A 15,979-nucleotide genomic window follows, 5' to 3' on the forward strand; every position below is an offset into this window, starting at 1 on the left:
CTTAAATAAAAAGAAATATCCACGTCTCGACGGCCGCTTACAAACAAAGTAGCTTCTTCCAGGCCATAACAGAAAAGAAAAAAATCTGCTTGAAATCCTGCTATTTTAAAATTCTAAATAAATCTTCTCACATTTTTTAAATGGATAGGTTTCGAACCATTGAAAAATATCTGAAAAGAAAAAAATCTAAATCATTTTTGATAATATCGGGCATTTTTTTCATGAAAATGGAAAATACAAAATTGATGTGGGGGCGTAGTTACTCGATATTGTGAAATTACTAGGAGCCAAGTGGCCAGATTTTGTAAAAAAGTATAAGGTGACATTAAATAAATAGTAGTATTTGATATAGAAGGGGAAAAAGATTCCGCTAATCAGGCCCCCACCCCATGTAATGATAAGGGGGAACCCACATAAAACCAACATCTGATGAAGTGTTGGAAGTCGCTTGAGTAATTTTCTCTAAATTATCTAGTAATTTCGTGATTATCTAGTAATTTCGTGTGTTAACATAACTCCTTTTAGTTCAGTGATAGATTCAGAGGTGTATTGGAGAAAAGCAATGTCCGTAGGTTTAATTTCTAAGGGTTGATAAGAATTGGTAAGTTGCTCTGGTAAATGACTGTTTACTATCCAAGTTAAATTATCAAATTCCCATTGGGCTAAATATATTCAGATTTTTTGAAATCCCTTGAATTAAATTATTTATAAAAGGAATGCGTGATAATAATTTTGATAAAGAGTAGTTTTTGAATTTGAGCTATAACTTCGGCGGATGAAAGAATAAGATTGGGCTTGGCGTGTTAATAATGCTAGTTAATTTTTGGCTATTTTTTTATTAGCAGGAGAATAAGTTAAAATGGGATGAAGCTGGCTAATAAACAACCATATATCACACTAATTAGTTCCAAGCTTGGAGCATAAATCAACAATACCCTATCAGAACGATTCAATATGCTCTGTATTTTCCGGCAATAATTTTAGATTTTTGTCCTAATTGGGCGGAATCGATTTGTTCTAATCGGCTAAAATCGTGGACTAAAAATATATAATTAGCTTTAGAATCAGGAGCTGTAGCACGAATTTCCGGAATTTCGGCGAGAGTATGAAATTTATATTTCATAATTAGCTCATTAAATGAATTTAAACTGTTTGCCTATCTCGCGAAAAGCATTAAGCGTAATTTCAATATCATTGTTGCTATAAGCAGCCATTGGAATTAGACGGATTAAAATGATTCCTTTGGGAACTACCAGGAAAGTAAACCCATAACGAAGATCGCACATTAGGTTCCTAGACATTTTATTACTTCAGCAACTTTTCAGCAACTTTCAGAACATCCAAATTTGAAAGCTAAACGAGAGTAACCAGTGATTTAGGGTGGAACCTAAATTGAAACCCTATTCGCGTAAACCGGTTTGAAGTTTTTTAGCATTCACCCACATTTTGTGGCGAATTTTCCGTTGGGTTTCAATAACTTTTAATGCTTTTAGAAGCGAACTAATTAGGAAGAACGTGAGTGAAAATAGAAGCCTTGGTATTACGACTCATATAAGAGAGCACCTCTTGAGGGCCAGCCGTAATGCCGCCAATGTTTGCAAATGCTTTTGCAAAAGTACTAAAGTAAAGATCTATTTCATTTTGTAATGAAAAGTGCTTTCCAGTTCCGTGTCCCTCAGGACCCATCACCCCAAATCTATGAGCATCATCCAGCATTAGGTAGGCGTTTGTATTTATTTTTTAACTGCACAATTTCTGGTAAATTAGCCAGATTGCCGTGCATCCCAAAAACACCCTCAGTGACGATGAGACATCCCACCCCCTCATTCTCTTTACGGATAATCTTGAGTTGGGGCTCTAAATCGTTCATATCATTATGTTTGAAAGGTCGAACGCGTTTTCCGGATTTATTTTGCGAAAGAAAGGCAGCATCTACGATGGAGGCGTGCGATAATTGATCGATAACTACAGTGTCTCCTCGGTCAATGACACTCGTTATGCTGTTTAGCACCACTAAATAGCCGTAGGAAGATAAAAAAGCAGCCAGCTTTTGACAAAATTTTGCCAATTTGCTTTCTAACAATAGAGAGTTGGGAGTGTTGCCAGCCATCATCCTCGCCCCCATCGGCGAGCCGCCCCCCACGTTTCCACAGCTTCTAGTGCAGCTTGTTTTATATATGGATGGTGAGCTAGACCCAAATAATTATTCACTGACTGCATGATCATATCTTGGCCATTAAATTGGATGTGCGCATCTGCAGGACTTTCAAGAACAGGATTTAAAATATCACTATACTGAATGGATAAGAGCGTTGAAAAGAACCTTTCTGCTTCATAGCATTTTGCAAAGATGTCACGATTTTCATAGAAAGATTAAATCATAATTACTTATTATCTAAAAAGTTCCGTACTCCTAGGAAAGTTCTGTATACATCAAAAAGTTTTTCAAAAGAATAGTAAATCGTTTCTCTTAGTCATCTTTGTGCTGAATCAATAGATTGACCAGGAAAAGAAGAACGATGTTTTTCTACCAGCTATGTATCGTGAATTTCCTTTGCGACTCGAAAATCATTTGCTTTTAAATAATTGTAAACTTGTTTTTTTAAGGATTCCGGTAAATCAGCAAACATATTTTCTCCCAAAAGGCTCCAATCCTTTAAAATGTAAATAGTGAAAGCATACCTAATCTTAAAGACAAAAATGAAATGGTCAATGTCTTACAGAAGGCGAAGATAAAACGGAAAATATTTTTAAGTCTGCCTTAATGTTTTTTGTCTGACTTGCTGGGCCATTTTTTAATGTAGATATCTCGTTGAGGAAAAGGAATAATAATATTATTTTTATGAAATTCACGCTTAATAGCAAAGCAAAGATCGCTCTGGATAATAAATTTTAAATTCACATTTGGAATAACACAGAGGAGACTGAAATCAAGGCTATTAAAGCCTCAAACTCTTTAAATAAAACTAATGGGGTGTTAGAGGTTCCTCTTGGATAACTTGGGAATTCTCTTGCGCGACCTCGTAAAGAATTTTTTCTACAAGTTCCACATCGCTCCCATAAGCGACACCAACATTAACTTCCAAGCGCTAAAGTTGGTTCCGAAACATGTAGTTAATATCCTCTTTTGTTATCAAATCCAAATTTGGAATGATTACATCCAATTGTTGTAAAGTAGTAATTTGCGTAGAACGAATACGAACTTTTCACAACTCCTTCAGTATCTTCCACGACAATCCGATCTCCGAGTTTAATGGGGTGCTCAGTTAAGAGTATTAACCTGAGATAAAATTGCTTACGATGCTTTGCAATCCAAATCCTATACCCACAGAAAGTGGACCAGCAATAATGGCTAAACCCGCGTAAAATCTACGCTAGCGATTACTAAAGCAAAAAGAAGCACCAAAGTAAAAGCGATGTACCCAAAAATTGATGAAAAAGCTATTTTAGCACTTTTGTCCATTCTGATATGGGTGGGGTTCTGATAAAAATAGGCACGTAACCAGCGAGTCGCTATCGTTAAGAAAGTAAAACCAGCAAGCCGATGATGATTCGAAGTGGGACAATATTAAATTTAGTAGTCTCGACCCCGTGAACAAATCCGTTTATTAACGTCCTGATAATGTAGGAAGAGATGGCCCTAAGTCAAAAGTAGTAGCAAAATATAGGAATCCCACACAAAAACGAAAATAACAAAACTTAAAGCCATTAATTCGGGTAGCCCTTTATTAGAGATAAGCTGATATAATAATTAAAACCTTTTTGAGAAAGGTATTTTTCGTCAATTAAAAGATCGACAAGAGCACTTAGAATTTTATAAATGAACCAAACAGCAATTGAATAAACAAAGGTAAGAAAAATTCCTTTCAGTAAAAAAAGAGCCAAGTAATGATAACCTAATAATTTTATGCCAATGGTGATAAAAAATGTTAAACTAAATAAAATACTTAAAAAATAACGCCAAAGGGTAGATTAATTAAGTGTAGGAATTTTGTTGATCAGCCAAATGATTAAAATAAAATTAATCGCAAGAGCATTATATAAAGAGTTCGAGGAAGTTGTAGAACATCTGAGTAAAGGACTTGATGATAAAGTAATACATAAGCGAAATAAACTAAAGAGCCCGATTAAACGATGAGCGAATGAACGATCCAATTCGGAGGGCAATTCAATCAAAGGAGAAATTGGTGGTGGAAGAGGATAAAAGAAAACCTGTATAAATATCAAAATGATGGTATAGGCCAGAAGTCCATAACTAATTGATAATGTAGGACGTGAATTTTAAACGGATGTTAAAATAAATAAATAGAGACTTGCAATAAGAAATTCTAATAAAAAAGCCATGTGTTGATAAGACGCTACTAAAAGCTTGGGTCGCGTGTTCTCCAAATATTCCTTGTTTACTTTCTTTAACAAATTGTTTTACCTATTTTTGAAACCATAGGCCTATAGGAATGGCAATAGTCAAAAATAATATAAATAGAATTAATCTAATAGTATCTAGTATCCAAAGATTGAAAGCCACTATTTTTAGAAAATACTTCCCAATTAAATTGGGAACCAATTTCTGGAAGCTTACAGAGGCTACGATTTAACCGTTCTAATAAATGCAGCTCAGATCTAAATAACTTAGTTTTTTTAATTCTTGCGCAGCAGAACTGAAAGATCCAAGAGCTTCATTGGACTGAATAATAACTAATTGGCAACTCGATTGGTGTGCTACAAATGCTTCTTTTTTTTTCTTGAAAGTATTGTCGTTGGAGGTTATTACTCGAATTAGATGTTTCTATTTCCTATTAGCTGTTGATCTATTTTTTGATCTCATCTGTAGAAGCTTTTACGCAGTTTTTAGATTGATTTTGCAAATAGGTTAGAGTGCTTAATATTCGTTCTAGTTCTTGAGTATCTAAATTTTGAGGAACGAGTAGATTAATTTCGTGTATGGTGGTATTGGCTTTTTCTAGATCAAAATTGTCTTGAGCAAAAGTGGTACCCAAAAAGATTAACAATAGAATACTCATGATGATTTTAATAAAATTAGTCATAAAGAATATTTTCAGTTAATCCCTGTTGTAATTGATCAGAGGATGCTTTTTGAAGTTTCGTTTTTTTGAAACAAGCGATATTGAACAAAGCCTTCCATTAATTAATCAGCGGTATAGTGGTGTAGCCAATAATAATTCCACTTCGAGGTGATAAAATATTAATTTCCTCAGTCCCAAATAGATCCGCTATAGTCCCTAAAAGATCCCCTTTTTCTATTTTTTGCCCAGACGCTAGAGCGTGCAATTAGAGGAGGAGAGGAGGAAGGGTTATTTTTTGCTTAGGCGGCGCAGGCAGTATCCCCAGTTCGTGCATGACCCGTAATATTCCTTGTATGCCAAATCGGATGGGTGCTTCATTAAATCGAAAAGCTTCTCCTCCTTCATATACTAAAACAGGAATATCCATTTCATTAGCTGCCTGTCTGAGCGATTTATCACGAAAATTTGAATTTAAAATTACGGAGGCACTAAAAGTGCGCGTTAATTTTTCTTTACTCGCTTGAGCTAAATTTATTCGAATTTGAGGTAGATTACGTCGATGGATAGAAGCAGAATGAAGATTAATACCATGCGTGTAATGGCTGACGATTCAATCAATAAATAATTTTGCCAAACGAGAAGCTAATGATCCTTTTCGCAGATCTGAGAAATTGCGATTAAGATCGCGACGGTTGGGAAAATAACGACATTAATAAATAAAACCATACATATTCATAATGGTAATGGCAATTAACGTCGATAAATTTTTAATGCTATTTAATTTCAATAAATGTCGAACTATTTATACACCTAGGATTTCGTTTCCATGGATACCTGCGCAAACGAATGAAACAGGTCCTGGCTTTTTACTATCGATAATGGGAATATTAACGGATGTGTACGTAAATAATTCTGATGTGGCTAAGCATAAAGCGACTATGATTTGATCGTTTTTTTTGAATAAGGTGCAGTTGAAAGCGAAGTCGATTGGGATTCTCTGTTACGATATCTAAAGAAAAAGCGTGGAGCGCTGAAGTTCTTGCACCCGTATCGATTTTAGCTTTAATCTGATCGATGCTAAACGTGGGAAGGGCAAAATCCATTCGCGCCAACCCTCCTAGGCCAACCCTAGGCCAACCCTAGGGTCCATTAAGGATACATTCGAAGATTGCTTACTCATAATATCGTCCTTGTATATATCAAAATAATAAAAGACCCCTTCTCTATCTGATATTTTACCAAAGAATTTGATCTAATTAATCTCACTTATGGACTTTAAAAAAGAGGAAGAAATAACATGAAGTCGTTTATTCCGCTAGTCTGTTTGGCTTTTTTATTAAATTCAGCTTATGCCGACAATAGTATTAAATGAGGGAAACGTTATTGTGCTCGATTTTATGCCTTATATAGGAGGAGCATATGGTAGGGGGGTAGGGTTTCGCCGGATTGGGGGGTGTAGTAAGAGGGCAGCCGCGACCTCGACACGACGGTGGCCATTAGGAGGAATTCAGTTAGGTTACCGAATGGGAAATATCCGTTTGGAAAGGTCCCTCTACTTATTATGTAAATGCATTAGAGGGTAACAACAGCGTGAAACGCCGGATAACTACTTTGATGGGAAACGTCTACTATGATTTCCATCTCAATAGTACTTCGGTTCCTTTTCTCGGTGCAGGTATCGGGGTTGGTTCATTTGTGTGGGAGGGTTAAACTTGAGGTTACTGTGCCCCCAGAACACAACGAACTCGCCTATCAAGGAATCACGGGGATGTATTTTTCTGTAAACCGGCACATCACTTTAGGCCTCGATTACCGTTTTCTGGCGTAGACAGATGGGAACGGGAGCCAAAATGTGGTAGAAGGTAGTCTGAACTATCTCTTATAAGTCTTTGACTTAGAATGAAAGATTCCATCTAGAGGGTAGGAGGAGTTTAATGGCTGATAGCACATAAATCTCGCACTTAACTGGGAAAACTCTTCTTTGGCGAGGTGCTTACTTGCCTCCTGAGATGGTAAGATGATAAAAATAACTTTCCCGAAAGGGGTGAGCAATTTACGGGCCCATAGCTCAGTTGGTTAGAGCGATCGACTCATAATCGACAGGTCCCAGGTTCAAGTCCTGGTGGGCCCATTCATTCAGGAAGCAGCCACCTATTTCGATAGTAAAAGGATATTTCATCTTACTTCTCATTTACTAAAAAGACAGCCTTTAAATTCATTATCATTATTGGGCTTGTCAATTTATTTTCTGACATGACTTTTATGAAGGGGCTCGCAGTATTACCGGCCCTTATTTAGCTATTTTGGGTGCTAAAGCCAGTGTAGTAGGGTTTTTTGTGGTAGGCTTTGGGGAATTGGTAGGTTATGGGCTTCGTTTTCTCTCAGGGTATGTAGCTCGATCGAACAGCTCGATATTGGATGATAACGATTCTTGGATATGTGCTTAATCTTTTAGCAATACCGTTTTTAGCACTTGCCGGGAATTGGGAGACAGCGGCGTTACTTATTATCTTAGAACGAGTGGGTAAAGTGAGTAGTACATACACCGCGCCTAAAGATGCCATGTTATCTTATGCCGGGCTATCACAAACCCTTAGGGTTAGGTTTTAGCCTCCACGAAGCGTTTAGATCAAGTGGGAGCTGTAGTGGGGTGGGGGCGTTGATATGGTAGATTGTTTTTAAAATCGGGTTATTTGGCTATCGTGAAAGCTTTGCTGCCTTGTTATTTCCAGCACTTCTGCACTTCTGGCACTGACCATTCTCTTTTGGTTGTATGTAATTGCTGAAGGGGATTAATTGCCACAGGTTTTTCAGATTTTTCTTTAATTGCTTTTCATTTTTAAAAAATTTCGTTGATGTCCAGGGTATGGATTCCTCTTGCTTATGCTCTCGCAATAGGAGTCGATGGGATAATTGCACTATTTTTAGGGATTTAGTATGACCGTTTTGGAATTAAGGTGATGATTGATTTTGATTATTGGAGGTTCTGCTTTCTTTTTACAGCTGGTGTTTTTAGGCCGTTTTGGAGCGGCAATATTTGGTGTCATTCTATTGAGTGTTGGAATGGGGGCTCAGGATTCTTTAATGTGTGCCATCGTGGCAAAAATGGTGTCCGCGAATAAACGAGCTTTTGTTTACCGCATTTTCAATGGAATTTATGCTCTCTTTTGGTTTATTGGAAGTTTTTTTGATGGGGGGATCCTCTACGATTTCTATTATGGGGCAGTAGTTATTTTTCTTTAGTTTCACAACTTGCTTCTTTATCTCTGCTATGGCTTATGGACTCGATGTTGAATTGGTGGATTGTCCTCTAAGGCAAAGCCCTCTAAGGGCAATCCACCAAAAGAGTACAGAGCTATTATTCTTCGGTTTCAAGAAAACTATGTAATTTTTCGGCGCGACTGGGATGACGCAATTTACGTAACGCTTTAGCTTCAATTTGTCGTATCCGTTCCCGTGTTACATCGAACTGCTTACCCACTTCTTCCAGAGTATGATCGGTATTCATATCAATTCCAAAACGCATCCGTAAAACCTTGGCTTCACGGGGCGTAAGGGTGGCTAAAATTTCACGGGTTGCCTCTACCAAACCGGCTGAAGTTGCAAAATCAATAGGCGATTCCATATTCACATCTTCAATAAAGTCTCCGAGATTAGAATCCTCATCTTCACCAATTGGTGTTTCCATAGAAATGGGTTCTTTAGCAATTTTCAGTACTTTTCTCACTTTTTCTTCGGACATATCCATGCGGCGCCCCAATTCTTCGGGGGTAGCTTCCATACCGGTTTCTTGTAAAATTTGCCGGCTAATTCGATTAAGTTTATTGATGGTTTCAATCATGTGCACAGGGATGCGAATAGTGCGCGCCTGATCGGCAATAGAACGAGTAATTGCTTGACGGATCCACCAAGTAGCATAGGTTGAAAATTTATAGCCGCGGCGGTATTCAAATTTATCCACGGCTTTCATCAAACCGATATTACCTTCCTGGATGAGATCAAGAAATTGTAAGCCGCGATTAGTGTATTTTTTTGCTATGGAAATTACCAGACGTAAGTTAGCTTCGATCATTTCCTTTTTGGCACGGCGTGATTTGGCTTCGCCAATAGCAACTCGACGATTAATTTCTTTAATTTCCTGAATAGTTAAATTGCTTTTTTCTTCTAATTGTATGAGATTTCGTTGAGCGCGATAAATCTCTTTACTATAAAGTTCCAATCGTTTTGCCTGTTCCTTATTTTCTTTTTTATATTGCTCCAACCAATTCATATTGGTTTCATTGTGAGGGAAGGATGCAATGAATTTTTTACGCGGTGTTTTTGCTTTTACCACACAATAAGCCATAATTAACCGGTCATGACTACGCGCCTCTTTTAAGAGACGAAGTAATCGTCCTGTGAGTCGATTGAATTGGCGGATAGAGAGTTTAAAGGTAGAAAAGAATTCCGCTAAGTTTCTTTGATGTTTTAAAGTAGCCGGTGTTTTCTTGCCGTAGCGTTTAATTGCATTTAAATAACGACCATAGAGAGCTTTAAGCTCCTCCATATTTTTTTGCGTTATCACTGGATCGGGGCCACTTTCACCAAATTCATCCGCGCCCTCTTCGCCGCCTTCCTCTTTTTGGTCCTCAGTTATTTCGACTTCTTTAGCAGCTTCCGGAGGCAGCCCTCTTTCTTCGTCAAAAAATCCGATAAGTAAATCGCTTAATCGGCTCTCAGTAGCTACTGTGGTTTCATATTCTTTAATAAAGGATTCAATTAGTTCCGGGTATTGGACCACAGCTCCCATTACTTGACGAATCCCCTCTTCAATTCGCTTGGCAATGACAATCTCACCTTCACGTGTTAATAATTCGACGCTACCCATCTCCCTCATATACATACGAACAGGATCTGTAGTTCGCGTTTCCGTCGCTAACACTTCTGCTACGTCATCTTTAATTTCGTCATCATCTGATTGGGTGTCTTCTTCCAAAAGCAAGGAATCCGCATCAGGGGGAATCTCGAATACCTTAATCCCCATCTCAGTGAGACGACCGATGATACCTTCCATTTGTGTGGGGTCGGCATAATCGTTCGGGAGAAGGTTAATGAGATCTTCATGAACCAAGTATCCCTTATTTTTAGCCTCTTCTAATAAGGTACTAAAACCTAACCGTTGGCTTTCAATAATATTTTCTTCTAATTTAGCAGGGGCAGAGAATGCAGGAACCGCTGTTTCTTTAGCCTTCTGCGGAGGGCTTGTTTTTTTAAGAGCTTCTTCTCCAATCTTTTTATACACAGGGATTTTCTGAGCTCTTTTTATCCCCTCCCCACCTCTATATGGCTTAGATTTCTTTGCCATGGGGTGTTTAACCGCAGGTTTTGATTTGGGTTTTACTGGAGCTTTAGCCTTGGTTTTATTGGTCTTTACTTTTTTTACACTTATTTTTTTATTTTCTTTTAAAGTATTGGATTTTTTCTTACGAGTTGGCATAAATATTCCGCTACCCTATAGTTCTTGGTTAAAATATAGCCTATTTTCTAAAGTAACTAATTAGTATGCCATTCTTCATCCGTCAAATTGAAACCCCCGAATGATTTTCTAGGTATAAGCTTGGTCAGATGAGATGGATAGTTTTCTTTATATAAGGTCAGTTGACTGTTTCGTCAAGTTCTTTCTTCTTAAGAGCTGCCATGTGTTTTCTTTTTCAGCTTGTTCTTTAAGACGTTGAATGGCGTCTTTGAGTTCAATGGCTAAATCGTCTGGTGATAAACGGGCTTCTTCGAGGAGGTGGCGCCCCACCAAATCGGCAATTAATTGGCGTTCTTGAGAGTCAGGCCATAGAGCCAGCAACTCAGCCGTTGAGTTAATCTGCTGCTTGGTTAAAAGCGTGACAACTTTGAAAAGCAATTGCATATCGGGCATTTTACTAATGGGAAGGAAATCCTTTGGAATTAGAGTAACTAACGAAGGTATTTGTGCCAGAATAGATATCGCATGATAAGCTAGAGAAAGCACTTGCGAAGGTGAAGGGGAGTGATTTGGTGAAGTACGCCCCCCCTTTTCTGAATTGTCTTCAATAAGCGAATGGATTTCATCAATTTCTATCGCTAGCCGCTTGGCAAGTTCATCAACGAGAAGCTGATAGAAGAGACCTTTGGGCATGGTACTGAGATATTCTAAGACCTTTTTAGAAAAATTGGCTTTATCAGCGATGGAATGAAGCGGAATTTCTCTTTGCAAATGTTCAAAGAACACCTCACTCAATGGAAATGCTGCTTTTATTTTTCCTTCGAAAGCATCTTTGCCGATTTTGCGAATTAAACTATCGGGATCTTCTTCTTCAGGTAAAAATAAGAAACGAATATGAATACCATCGCGCATTAAAGGCAAGCTTTCGGTAAGCGCTCTCCATGCAGCTCGCCGTCCCGCATTATCGCCGTCAAAGCAGTAGACGATTTCATTGACATACCGTAATAATTTTTTTAAATGTTGAGCATTGGTTGCCGTGCCCATCGTAGCCACAGCGTAAGGAATCTGATGTTGATGAAGAGAAATAACATCCATATAACCTTCTACAATTAGAAAGCAAGATAAATTAGCCTGCTTTTTGCAGGCTTCATACAGCCCATATAACTCGTTGCCTTTATGAAAAATTGGTGTTTCGGGGGAATTCATGTATTTAGGTTGCTTGTTACCTAAGGCTCGCCCTCCAAAAGCGATAATACGGCCCCGAACGTCGCGAATAGGGAAGATAATCCGATGACGGAAACGGTCGAAGAGATGATGATCTTTTTTAATGAGCAATCCGTTGCTAATTAGTTGGGCTTTAATTTTAGAATTCTTGGTAAATGCTTTTAAATTCTCCCAATTCGATGGTGCATATCCAAGGGCAAATTGTTTGGCGATCTCGCCTGTGAGGCCGCGCGATTTTAAATAATTAATAGCGATTGGTGAACGTTTCAATTGTTGTTGGTAATAACGAGCAATTTTTGCTAAAAGGCTATAATACTCTTCTCGTTCAGGTGAGTTAGAATGTCGAGCTTCTAGGGGAATTTCTAGGCCAAGTTGAGCAGATAAATCTGTAATGGTTTCAACAAATTCGGTACGATCAAATGCCATTAAAAAATTGATAGCATTTCCACTAGCCCCGCACCCGAAGCAATAATAGAATTGTTTCGCAGGGCTGACAGTAAATGAGGGTGTTTTCTCATTATGAAAAGGACAGAGCCCTAAATAGTTGTGACCTCTCTTTTTCAGATTTACACGCGATTGAATTAATTCCACAATATCAATACGAGATAACAGATCTTGAATGAAAGATTGTGGGATACGTCGCATAATTCTATTCTACACGCAGCTTGGATTTGTCGCAGCCGTTTCTTAACTAATGGAGTGGAGGAGGTGATCTTTTAAATCTAAATAAATTTAGACTTGACTCAAGAGGCTTTTCACTTTTACGCTAACCGCACACCCATATCGTCGATGCGATGGTCTCCTAGCTTTTCTTTCAGTAATGCTATTTACCTATTCCCCATATCTTTCAATATTGAGCTCGCCTGGGTCTCTTCAATAGCTTGCTGAACCAGCGTATCAATTTCTGTTTCGCTTATAGCTTCAGGGGGAGCTAACTTTCTAATATTTCAATCTAATATTTCAATTTCGTGTTGTTCTTTCTCAGCGAGATCAGGCTAATTACCGCTTTACATATTGGCTAATGGACTCACGACGCTGTTTGACCATTTTTTCGATTACTTTAATTGCGTCGCTCTCTTCCAGCCCATTACCATCTTGTTCTTTGGGGTTATCGATTTCACGTTGCCTTAATTACTGAAAGTAAGAAACGAATGGTACTTAGAGGGGTCCTTCTCTTGTGCCCGCATAGCAGTTTTCATATCTTCTTGAATGCGGGATTTGAGGGTCATTACTTCATGGGTCTCTTTGCTTGATGATAAGTTAATAGCGGGTCCGCTCGCGTTCTAGTGCTTCCCTTTCTTTCTGAATTTTCTTTGCGTAGCGCTTCACAGCAGCAGCTCGTTTTCGCTTACGTTTACTTGTAGGCTTTTCGTAATATTCTATTTGACGTAATTTGGTAAGGATACCCGCTTTTTCACAGGCTCGTTTAAAGCGCCGCATAGCGATATCAAAAGCATTATTATCAGGCACTTCTATCATTGGCATACGTTAATTTACCTCCAGAATTCGCAATGTTACTGGGTTTAAGAATAGAATGCAATCATCTAGGCAAGTTTTCCAGAAATTCAGAATTTCCAAGTGCATTCTGTGCATTGCTCGTATCGACAGGGACGACTCGGCCATCCTTGGCACCCCATAATAAATGGGGTTATACTAATTTTGCTTTGGCAATAATACTGGATAATTAAGAAAAGGAGGCTATATGACACATCATTATTGCGCCATTGCGCCAGGTTGGGTCTATCCGCATTTGGTTTTGCGGTTAATATTGTTCGAGCGTTGGGATTACTCATTTTCGGATGGGTCAGTTGGTGGACCGGTTGGGGTCGACCGATGGTTTCCGTAATTGAATCGATTTATTTAGGTTATGCTACCTCTGCACCTACCTTTGGGGGAACGATTGTAGGGGTGATTTGGGGATTTATGGACGGATTTATCAGTGGTGTGATTCTGACTCTGCTATTTATAATGCTTGCAGTGGCAGATGTCGCAAATGGATCGTATCGACGGTAGAAACTGGTGAAGTTCACCGCAGTTAAATTTGGAATTAAAACCCCTCGAATCACCTCATTAACCCTTAGCCCCGTAACTTAATACTCCTGTTAAGTTGTGGAGTTTTTTTATTGGAGAAAGTAATTGCAAGTTGGAACACTGCGTGAATTTCTTAAGTTAGAATCTAGTGGTGGTATTGTTCTTTTTATCGCGGCCGTTTTGGCGCTGATTCTTGAGAATACAGCATGGCGTACTTATTACGAGGCCTTGTTTAATGCCCCTCTTAGTATTCAATTAGGGCCGTTGCAATTAACTAAACCCTTATTATTATGGATTAATGATGGATTAATGACGATTTTCTTTTTATTAGTGGGTTTGGAAATTAAACGAGAAATATTTGAAGGAGAGCTTAACAGTCTTGCTAAAGCTTCGCTACCCGCAATAGCAGGACTAGGGGGGATGGTAGTCCCAGCTTTAATCTATATTTCTTTTAATTGGAGCGACCCTATCTCTCTACGGGGATGGGCAATTCCTGCCGCCACTGATATTGCGTTTTCATTAGGAATTTTGTCGTTATTAGGAAACCGATTACCTATCGGCCTTAAGATATTTTTAACAGCTTTGGCTATTTTTGATGATATTGGCGCAATTCTTATTATTGCAATTTTTTATACGCATGATATTTCCTTGATTCTCTTGCTAAGTGCGAGTCTGCTTTTAGGATTATTGTTTTTATTAAATCGATTACGTGTGACAACGATCACAGCTTATATTCTGATTGGAGTTGCTTTGTGGTTTTGCGTTTTAAAATCTGGTGTTCACGCTACCTTAGCTGGTATTGGTTTAGCTTTTGCAATTCCAATCCGCGATCAGAAAAATCCACGAATTTCGCCATTGCGCAATTTGGAACATAAATTACACTCCTGGGTAGCTTTCGGAGTGCTGCCGGTATTTGCTTTTGCGAATGCAGGTGTTTCTTTTGCGGGGATGGGTTTAGACAATTTATTCAGCCCAGTTACATGGGGAATTGCTCTAGGCTTATTTCTAGGGAAACAAATTGGAATTTGGTCGGCCTCTTGGCTGGGTATCAAAGCAGGTTGGGCTCACATGCCACATGGTGGGAATTGGCGTTCCCTCTATGGAATAAGTTTGGTAGCAGGTATAGGTTTTACTATGAGTTTATTTATTGGAACTCTCGCATTTGGCTCTGTTGGACAGCATTATTCTGCAATGGTACGATTAGGTATTATTACTGGTTCCCTCATCGCAGGAATATCGAGTTATCTAATTTTATACTTTACTTCTTCTTATCGTAGTCGACCCTCCGTAAGTAATCCCTAGACTGCATTTCTATTAGCTGGGACTGAGTCCGAGCGAATTCAAATCGAAGTGGCCCTTCCGGATAAAGGGATTTAATATTTGCTTGTGCTGAAATAATCAGACGAATTTTTACATAATAAAAAAACGTCCACTAATTTAATAAATGATGTTATTAATAAATGATGTTATTAAATTTTTTTGATCCGCACGTATAATTGTGACGTTACTGACTAAAATTGTTTTATATTTTTGTAAAAGAGCTAAAAAATCTTTTGTGGATCGCGGTATTCCAGATAAATCGAGGAAATTAAACCATGCCGTTTCTCCTGCTTGTTTCTGAATGGGAATAAGCCGGTTGAACAATTCGATAGGCATATCAAATTCTTTCTTATTTTTTGCGAAATATTGAAAAACTTTTTCCATATTTAGTTCCACTTCTTAATTCAGAGGAGTGATAAATTCCAGCCGGTACTCTAGTAATCGATAATATTGCGAAGAGCTTAAATGAAAAATTTCGGTATGCTTTTAATCAGGCTAATTGCCGAAAGAAATTTCTCACGTTGTAATCCTTTTTTGTAAATATCATCCGGAGGAATATTTGAGTTTGCGATGAAATAAATTTTCTGAACAAACAAGGCTTTTAATAAAGCGCCCAAAAGCATGGCGTCGGAAATGTTATCCACGAAAAACTCATCGAAACAAAGTACTTTTACTTCCTGTGTCAGTTTGCTAGCAATGAGATCCAATGGATTTTTGCGACTTTATAAGTGCATTAAATCATTGTGAATTCCATTCATGAACTGATGAAAATGGATTCTCATTTTATTTATTGATAGACAGACAATGGTAAAAAGGGTTAATTAGATAAGTTTTACCAAACCTCCATATCTTCCCATAAGTAAAGTCCTTTGATGGATTTTGAGGCGAAGAAAAAACGCCGAATTGAGCTTTCTTGTTTAAGAAT

20 protein-coding genes, 1 tRNA gene and 1 pseudogene are annotated in these 15,979 nt (G+C 38.2%); 6 read left to right on the forward strand and 16 right to left on the reverse strand.

Annotated features, from left to right (window positions below; all coding sequences use genetic code 11):
* Nucleotides 1-949 precede the first annotated feature (949 nt).
* From CleRt_RS09770 to CleRt_RS11290, 8 genes and pseudogenes are all read right to left on the reverse strand, one after another.
* On the reverse strand, nt 950-1,123 hold the full coding sequence (locus CleRt_RS09770; protein ID WP_157870781.1) for a hypothetical protein: 174 nt from the start codon (nt 1,121-1,123) through the stop codon (nt 950-952).
* A gap of 10 nt (nt 1,124-1,133) precedes the next feature.
* Nucleotides 1,134-1,301 carry a hypothetical protein gene (locus tag CleRt_RS10530; protein ID WP_162198806.1) on the reverse strand — a complete coding sequence of 56 codons (168 nt, stop codon included), beginning with the start codon at nt 1,299-1,301 and terminating at the stop codon, nt 1,134-1,136.
* A gap of 199 nt (nt 1,302-1,500) precedes the next feature.
* On the reverse strand, nt 1,501-1,716 hold the full coding sequence (locus CleRt_RS01370; RefSeq protein WP_048874908.1) for an aminotransferase class I/II-fold pyridoxal phosphate-dependent enzyme: 216 nt from the start codon (nt 1,714-1,716) through the stop codon (nt 1,501-1,503).
* A complete protein-coding gene (locus CleRt_RS01375; RefSeq protein ID WP_162198807.1) occupies nt 1,706-2,125 on the reverse strand; it encodes an aminotransferase class I/II-fold pyridoxal phosphate-dependent enzyme in 420 nt (139 codons plus the stop codon). The genes CleRt_RS01370 and CleRt_RS01375 overlap by 11 nt, the downstream gene beginning before the upstream one ends.
* A gap of 636 nt (nt 2,126-2,761) precedes the next feature.
* Complete coding sequence (locus CleRt_RS13855; RefSeq protein WP_371440243.1) at nt 2,762-2,902, reverse strand: hypothetical protein; 141 nt, start codon at nt 2,900-2,902, stop codon at nt 2,762-2,764.
* A 64-nt stretch (nt 2,903-2,966) separates the two neighbouring features.
* The gene (locus tag CleRt_RS13860; protein WP_371440244.1) at nt 2,967-3,086 is read right to left on the reverse strand and encodes a hypothetical protein; all 120 of its coding nucleotides are present in this window, start codon (nt 3,084-3,086) and stop codon (nt 2,967-2,969) included.
* A gap of 3 nt (nt 3,087-3,089) precedes the next feature.
* Nucleotides 3,090-3,231, reverse strand: a pseudogene (locus tag CleRt_RS13865) (mechanosensitive ion channel domain-containing protein).
* A gap of 1,577 nt (nt 3,232-4,808) precedes the next feature.
* The gene (locus CleRt_RS11290) at nt 4,809-5,045 is read right to left on the reverse strand and encodes a hypothetical protein (RefSeq protein ID WP_235379131.1); all 237 of its coding nucleotides are present in this window, start codon (nt 5,043-5,045) and stop codon (nt 4,809-4,811) included.
* A 311-nt stretch (nt 5,046-5,356) separates the two neighbouring features.
* Here CleRt_RS11290 and CleRt_RS14545 point away from each other — a divergent pair, with 311 nt between their 5' ends.
* Nucleotides 5,357-5,548 (forward strand): hypothetical protein, encoded by a 192-nt coding sequence (locus CleRt_RS14545; RefSeq protein ID WP_048874910.1) that lies wholly within the window; start codon nt 5,357-5,359, stop codon nt 5,546-5,548.
* Between the two features lie 363 nt (nt 5,549-5,911).
* Here CleRt_RS14545 and CleRt_RS01390 read toward each other — a convergent pair whose 3' ends face one another.
* A complete protein-coding gene (locus CleRt_RS01390) occupies nt 5,912-6,127 on the reverse strand; it encodes a putative ATP-dependent zinc protease (protein WP_048874911.1) in 216 nt (71 codons plus the stop codon).
* 527 nt (nt 6,128-6,654) lie between these two features.
* Here CleRt_RS01390 and CleRt_RS09780 point away from each other — a divergent pair.
* From CleRt_RS09780 to CleRt_RS10665, 3 genes are all read left to right on the forward strand, one after another.
* Nucleotides 6,655-6,852 carry a hypothetical protein gene (locus tag CleRt_RS09780; RefSeq protein WP_157870782.1) on the forward strand — a complete coding sequence of 66 codons (198 nt, stop codon included), beginning with the start codon at nt 6,655-6,657 and terminating at the stop codon, nt 6,850-6,852.
* Between the two features lie 229 nt (nt 6,853-7,081).
* Nucleotides 7,082-7,155: transfer RNA gene (locus CleRt_RS01395), tRNA-Ile, on the forward strand.
* An 833-nt stretch (nt 7,156-7,988) separates the two neighbouring features.
* A complete protein-coding gene (locus CleRt_RS10665; RefSeq protein ID WP_048874913.1) occupies nt 7,989-8,267 on the forward strand; it encodes an MFS transporter in 279 nt (92 codons plus the stop codon).
* A 115-nt stretch (nt 8,268-8,382) separates the two neighbouring features.
* Here CleRt_RS10665 and rpoD read toward each other — a convergent pair whose 3' ends face one another.
* The 4 genes from rpoD to rpsU all read right to left on the reverse strand — a co-directional run bounded on the left by rpoD (nt 8,383) and on the right by rpsU (nt 13,188).
* On the reverse strand, nt 8,383-10,500 hold the full coding sequence (rpoD, locus tag CleRt_RS01410; protein ID WP_048874914.1) for an RNA polymerase sigma factor RpoD: 2,118 nt from the start codon (nt 10,498-10,500) through the stop codon (nt 8,383-8,385).
* A 147-nt stretch (nt 10,501-10,647) separates the two neighbouring features.
* The gene (gene dnaG / locus CleRt_RS01415) at nt 10,648-12,348 is read right to left on the reverse strand and encodes a DNA primase (protein ID WP_157870783.1); all 1,701 of its coding nucleotides are present in this window, start codon (nt 12,346-12,348) and stop codon (nt 10,648-10,650) included.
* Nucleotides 12,349-12,702: 354 nt separating this feature from the next.
* Nucleotides 12,703-12,819 carry a GatB/YqeY domain-containing protein gene (locus CleRt_RS13010; RefSeq protein WP_082160495.1) on the reverse strand — a complete coding sequence of 39 codons (117 nt, stop codon included), beginning with the start codon at nt 12,817-12,819 and terminating at the stop codon, nt 12,703-12,705.
* Between the two features lie 144 nt (nt 12,820-12,963).
* Nucleotides 12,964-13,188: a 30S ribosomal protein S21 gene (gene rpsU / locus CleRt_RS01420; protein WP_048874916.1), complete on the reverse strand. Its 225-nt coding sequence runs from the start codon at nt 13,186-13,188 to the stop codon at nt 12,964-12,966.
* A gap of 348 nt (nt 13,189-13,536) precedes the next feature.
* Here rpsU and CleRt_RS11300 point away from each other — a divergent pair, with 348 nt between their 5' ends.
* Both CleRt_RS11300 and nhaA read left to right on the forward strand, forming a co-directional pair.
* The gene (locus tag CleRt_RS11300; protein WP_235379132.1) at nt 13,537-13,716 is read left to right on the forward strand and encodes a hypothetical protein; all 180 of its coding nucleotides are present in this window, start codon (nt 13,537-13,539) and stop codon (nt 13,714-13,716) included.
* A gap of 123 nt (nt 13,717-13,839) precedes the next feature.
* On the forward strand, nt 13,840-15,036 hold the full coding sequence (gene nhaA, locus CleRt_RS01430) for a Na+/H+ antiporter NhaA (RefSeq protein WP_048874917.1): 1,197 nt from the start codon (nt 13,840-13,842) through the stop codon (nt 15,034-15,036).
* Here nhaA and zapE (CleRt_RS13015) read toward each other — a convergent pair.
* The 3 genes from zapE (CleRt_RS13015) to zapE (CleRt_RS13025) form a co-directional block, all read right to left on the reverse strand.
* On the reverse strand, nt 14,993-15,142 hold the full coding sequence (gene zapE, locus CleRt_RS13015) for an AFG1/ZapE family ATPase (protein WP_157870945.1): 150 nt from the start codon (nt 15,140-15,142) through the stop codon (nt 14,993-14,995). The genes nhaA and zapE (CleRt_RS13015) overlap by 44 nt on opposite strands.
* A gap of 29 nt (nt 15,143-15,171) precedes the next feature.
* Nucleotides 15,172-15,438 carry an AFG1/ZapE family ATPase gene (gene zapE / locus CleRt_RS13020; protein WP_162198808.1) on the reverse strand — a complete coding sequence of 89 codons (267 nt, stop codon included), beginning with the start codon at nt 15,436-15,438 and terminating at the stop codon, nt 15,172-15,174.
* 77 nt (nt 15,439-15,515) lie between these two features.
* A complete protein-coding gene (gene zapE / locus CleRt_RS13025; RefSeq protein WP_157870785.1) occupies nt 15,516-15,761 on the reverse strand; it encodes an AFG1/ZapE family ATPase in 246 nt (81 codons plus the stop codon).
* Nucleotides 15,762-15,979: the final 218 nt, after the last annotated feature.

The organism is Candidatus Coxiella mudrowiae (genome assembly GCA_001077715.1).
Lineage (GTDB): Bacteria > Pseudomonadota > Gammaproteobacteria > Coxiellales > Coxiellaceae > Coxiella > Coxiella mudrowiae.

Coding starts and splice junctions, on each gene's coding strand:
- CleRt_RS09770 (WP_157870781.1), bottom strand. CDS start 1,123: ATGAAATATAAATTTCATACTCTCGCCGAAATTCCGGAAATTCGTGCT.
- CleRt_RS10530 (WP_162198806.1), bottom strand. CDS start 1,301: ATGTCTAGGAACCTAATGTGCGATCTTCGTTATGGGTTTACTTTCCTG.
- CleRt_RS01370 (WP_048874908.1), bottom strand. CDS start 1,716: ATGCTGGATGATGCTCATAGATTTGGGGTGATGGGTCCTGAGGGACAC.
- CleRt_RS01375 (WP_162198807.1), bottom strand. CDS start 2,125: ATGGGGGCGAGGATGATGGCTGGCAACACTCCCAACTCTCTATTGTTA.
- CleRt_RS11290 (WP_235379131.1), bottom strand. CDS start 5,045: ATGACTAATTTTATTAAAATCATCATGAGTATTCTATTGTTAATCTTT.
- CleRt_RS14545 (WP_048874910.1), top strand. CDS start 5,357: ATGACCCGTAATATTCCTTGTATGCCAAATCGGATGGGTGCTTCATTA.
- CleRt_RS01390 (WP_048874911.1), bottom strand. CDS start 6,127: ATGGATTTTGCCCTTCCCACGTTTAGCATCGATCAGATTAAAGCTAAA.
- CleRt_RS09780 (WP_157870782.1), top strand. CDS start 6,655: ATGATTTCCATCTCAATAGTACTTCGGTTCCTTTTCTCGGTGCAGGTA.
- rpoD (WP_048874914.1), bottom strand. CDS start 10,500: ATGCCAACTCGTAAGAAAAAATCCAATACTTTAAAAGAAAATAAAAAA.
- dnaG (WP_157870783.1), bottom strand. CDS start 12,348: ATGCGACGTATCCCACAATCTTTCATTCAAGATCTGTTATCTCGTATT.
- rpsU (WP_048874916.1), bottom strand. CDS start 13,188: ATGCCAATGATAGAAGTGCCTGATAATAATGCTTTTGATATCGCTATG.
- CleRt_RS11300 (WP_235379132.1), top strand. CDS start 13,537: ATGGTTTCCGTAATTGAATCGATTTATTTAGGTTATGCTACCTCTGCA.
- zapE (WP_162198808.1), bottom strand. CDS start 15,438: ATGGAAAAAGTTTTTCAATATTTCGCAAAAAATAAGAAAGAATTTGAT.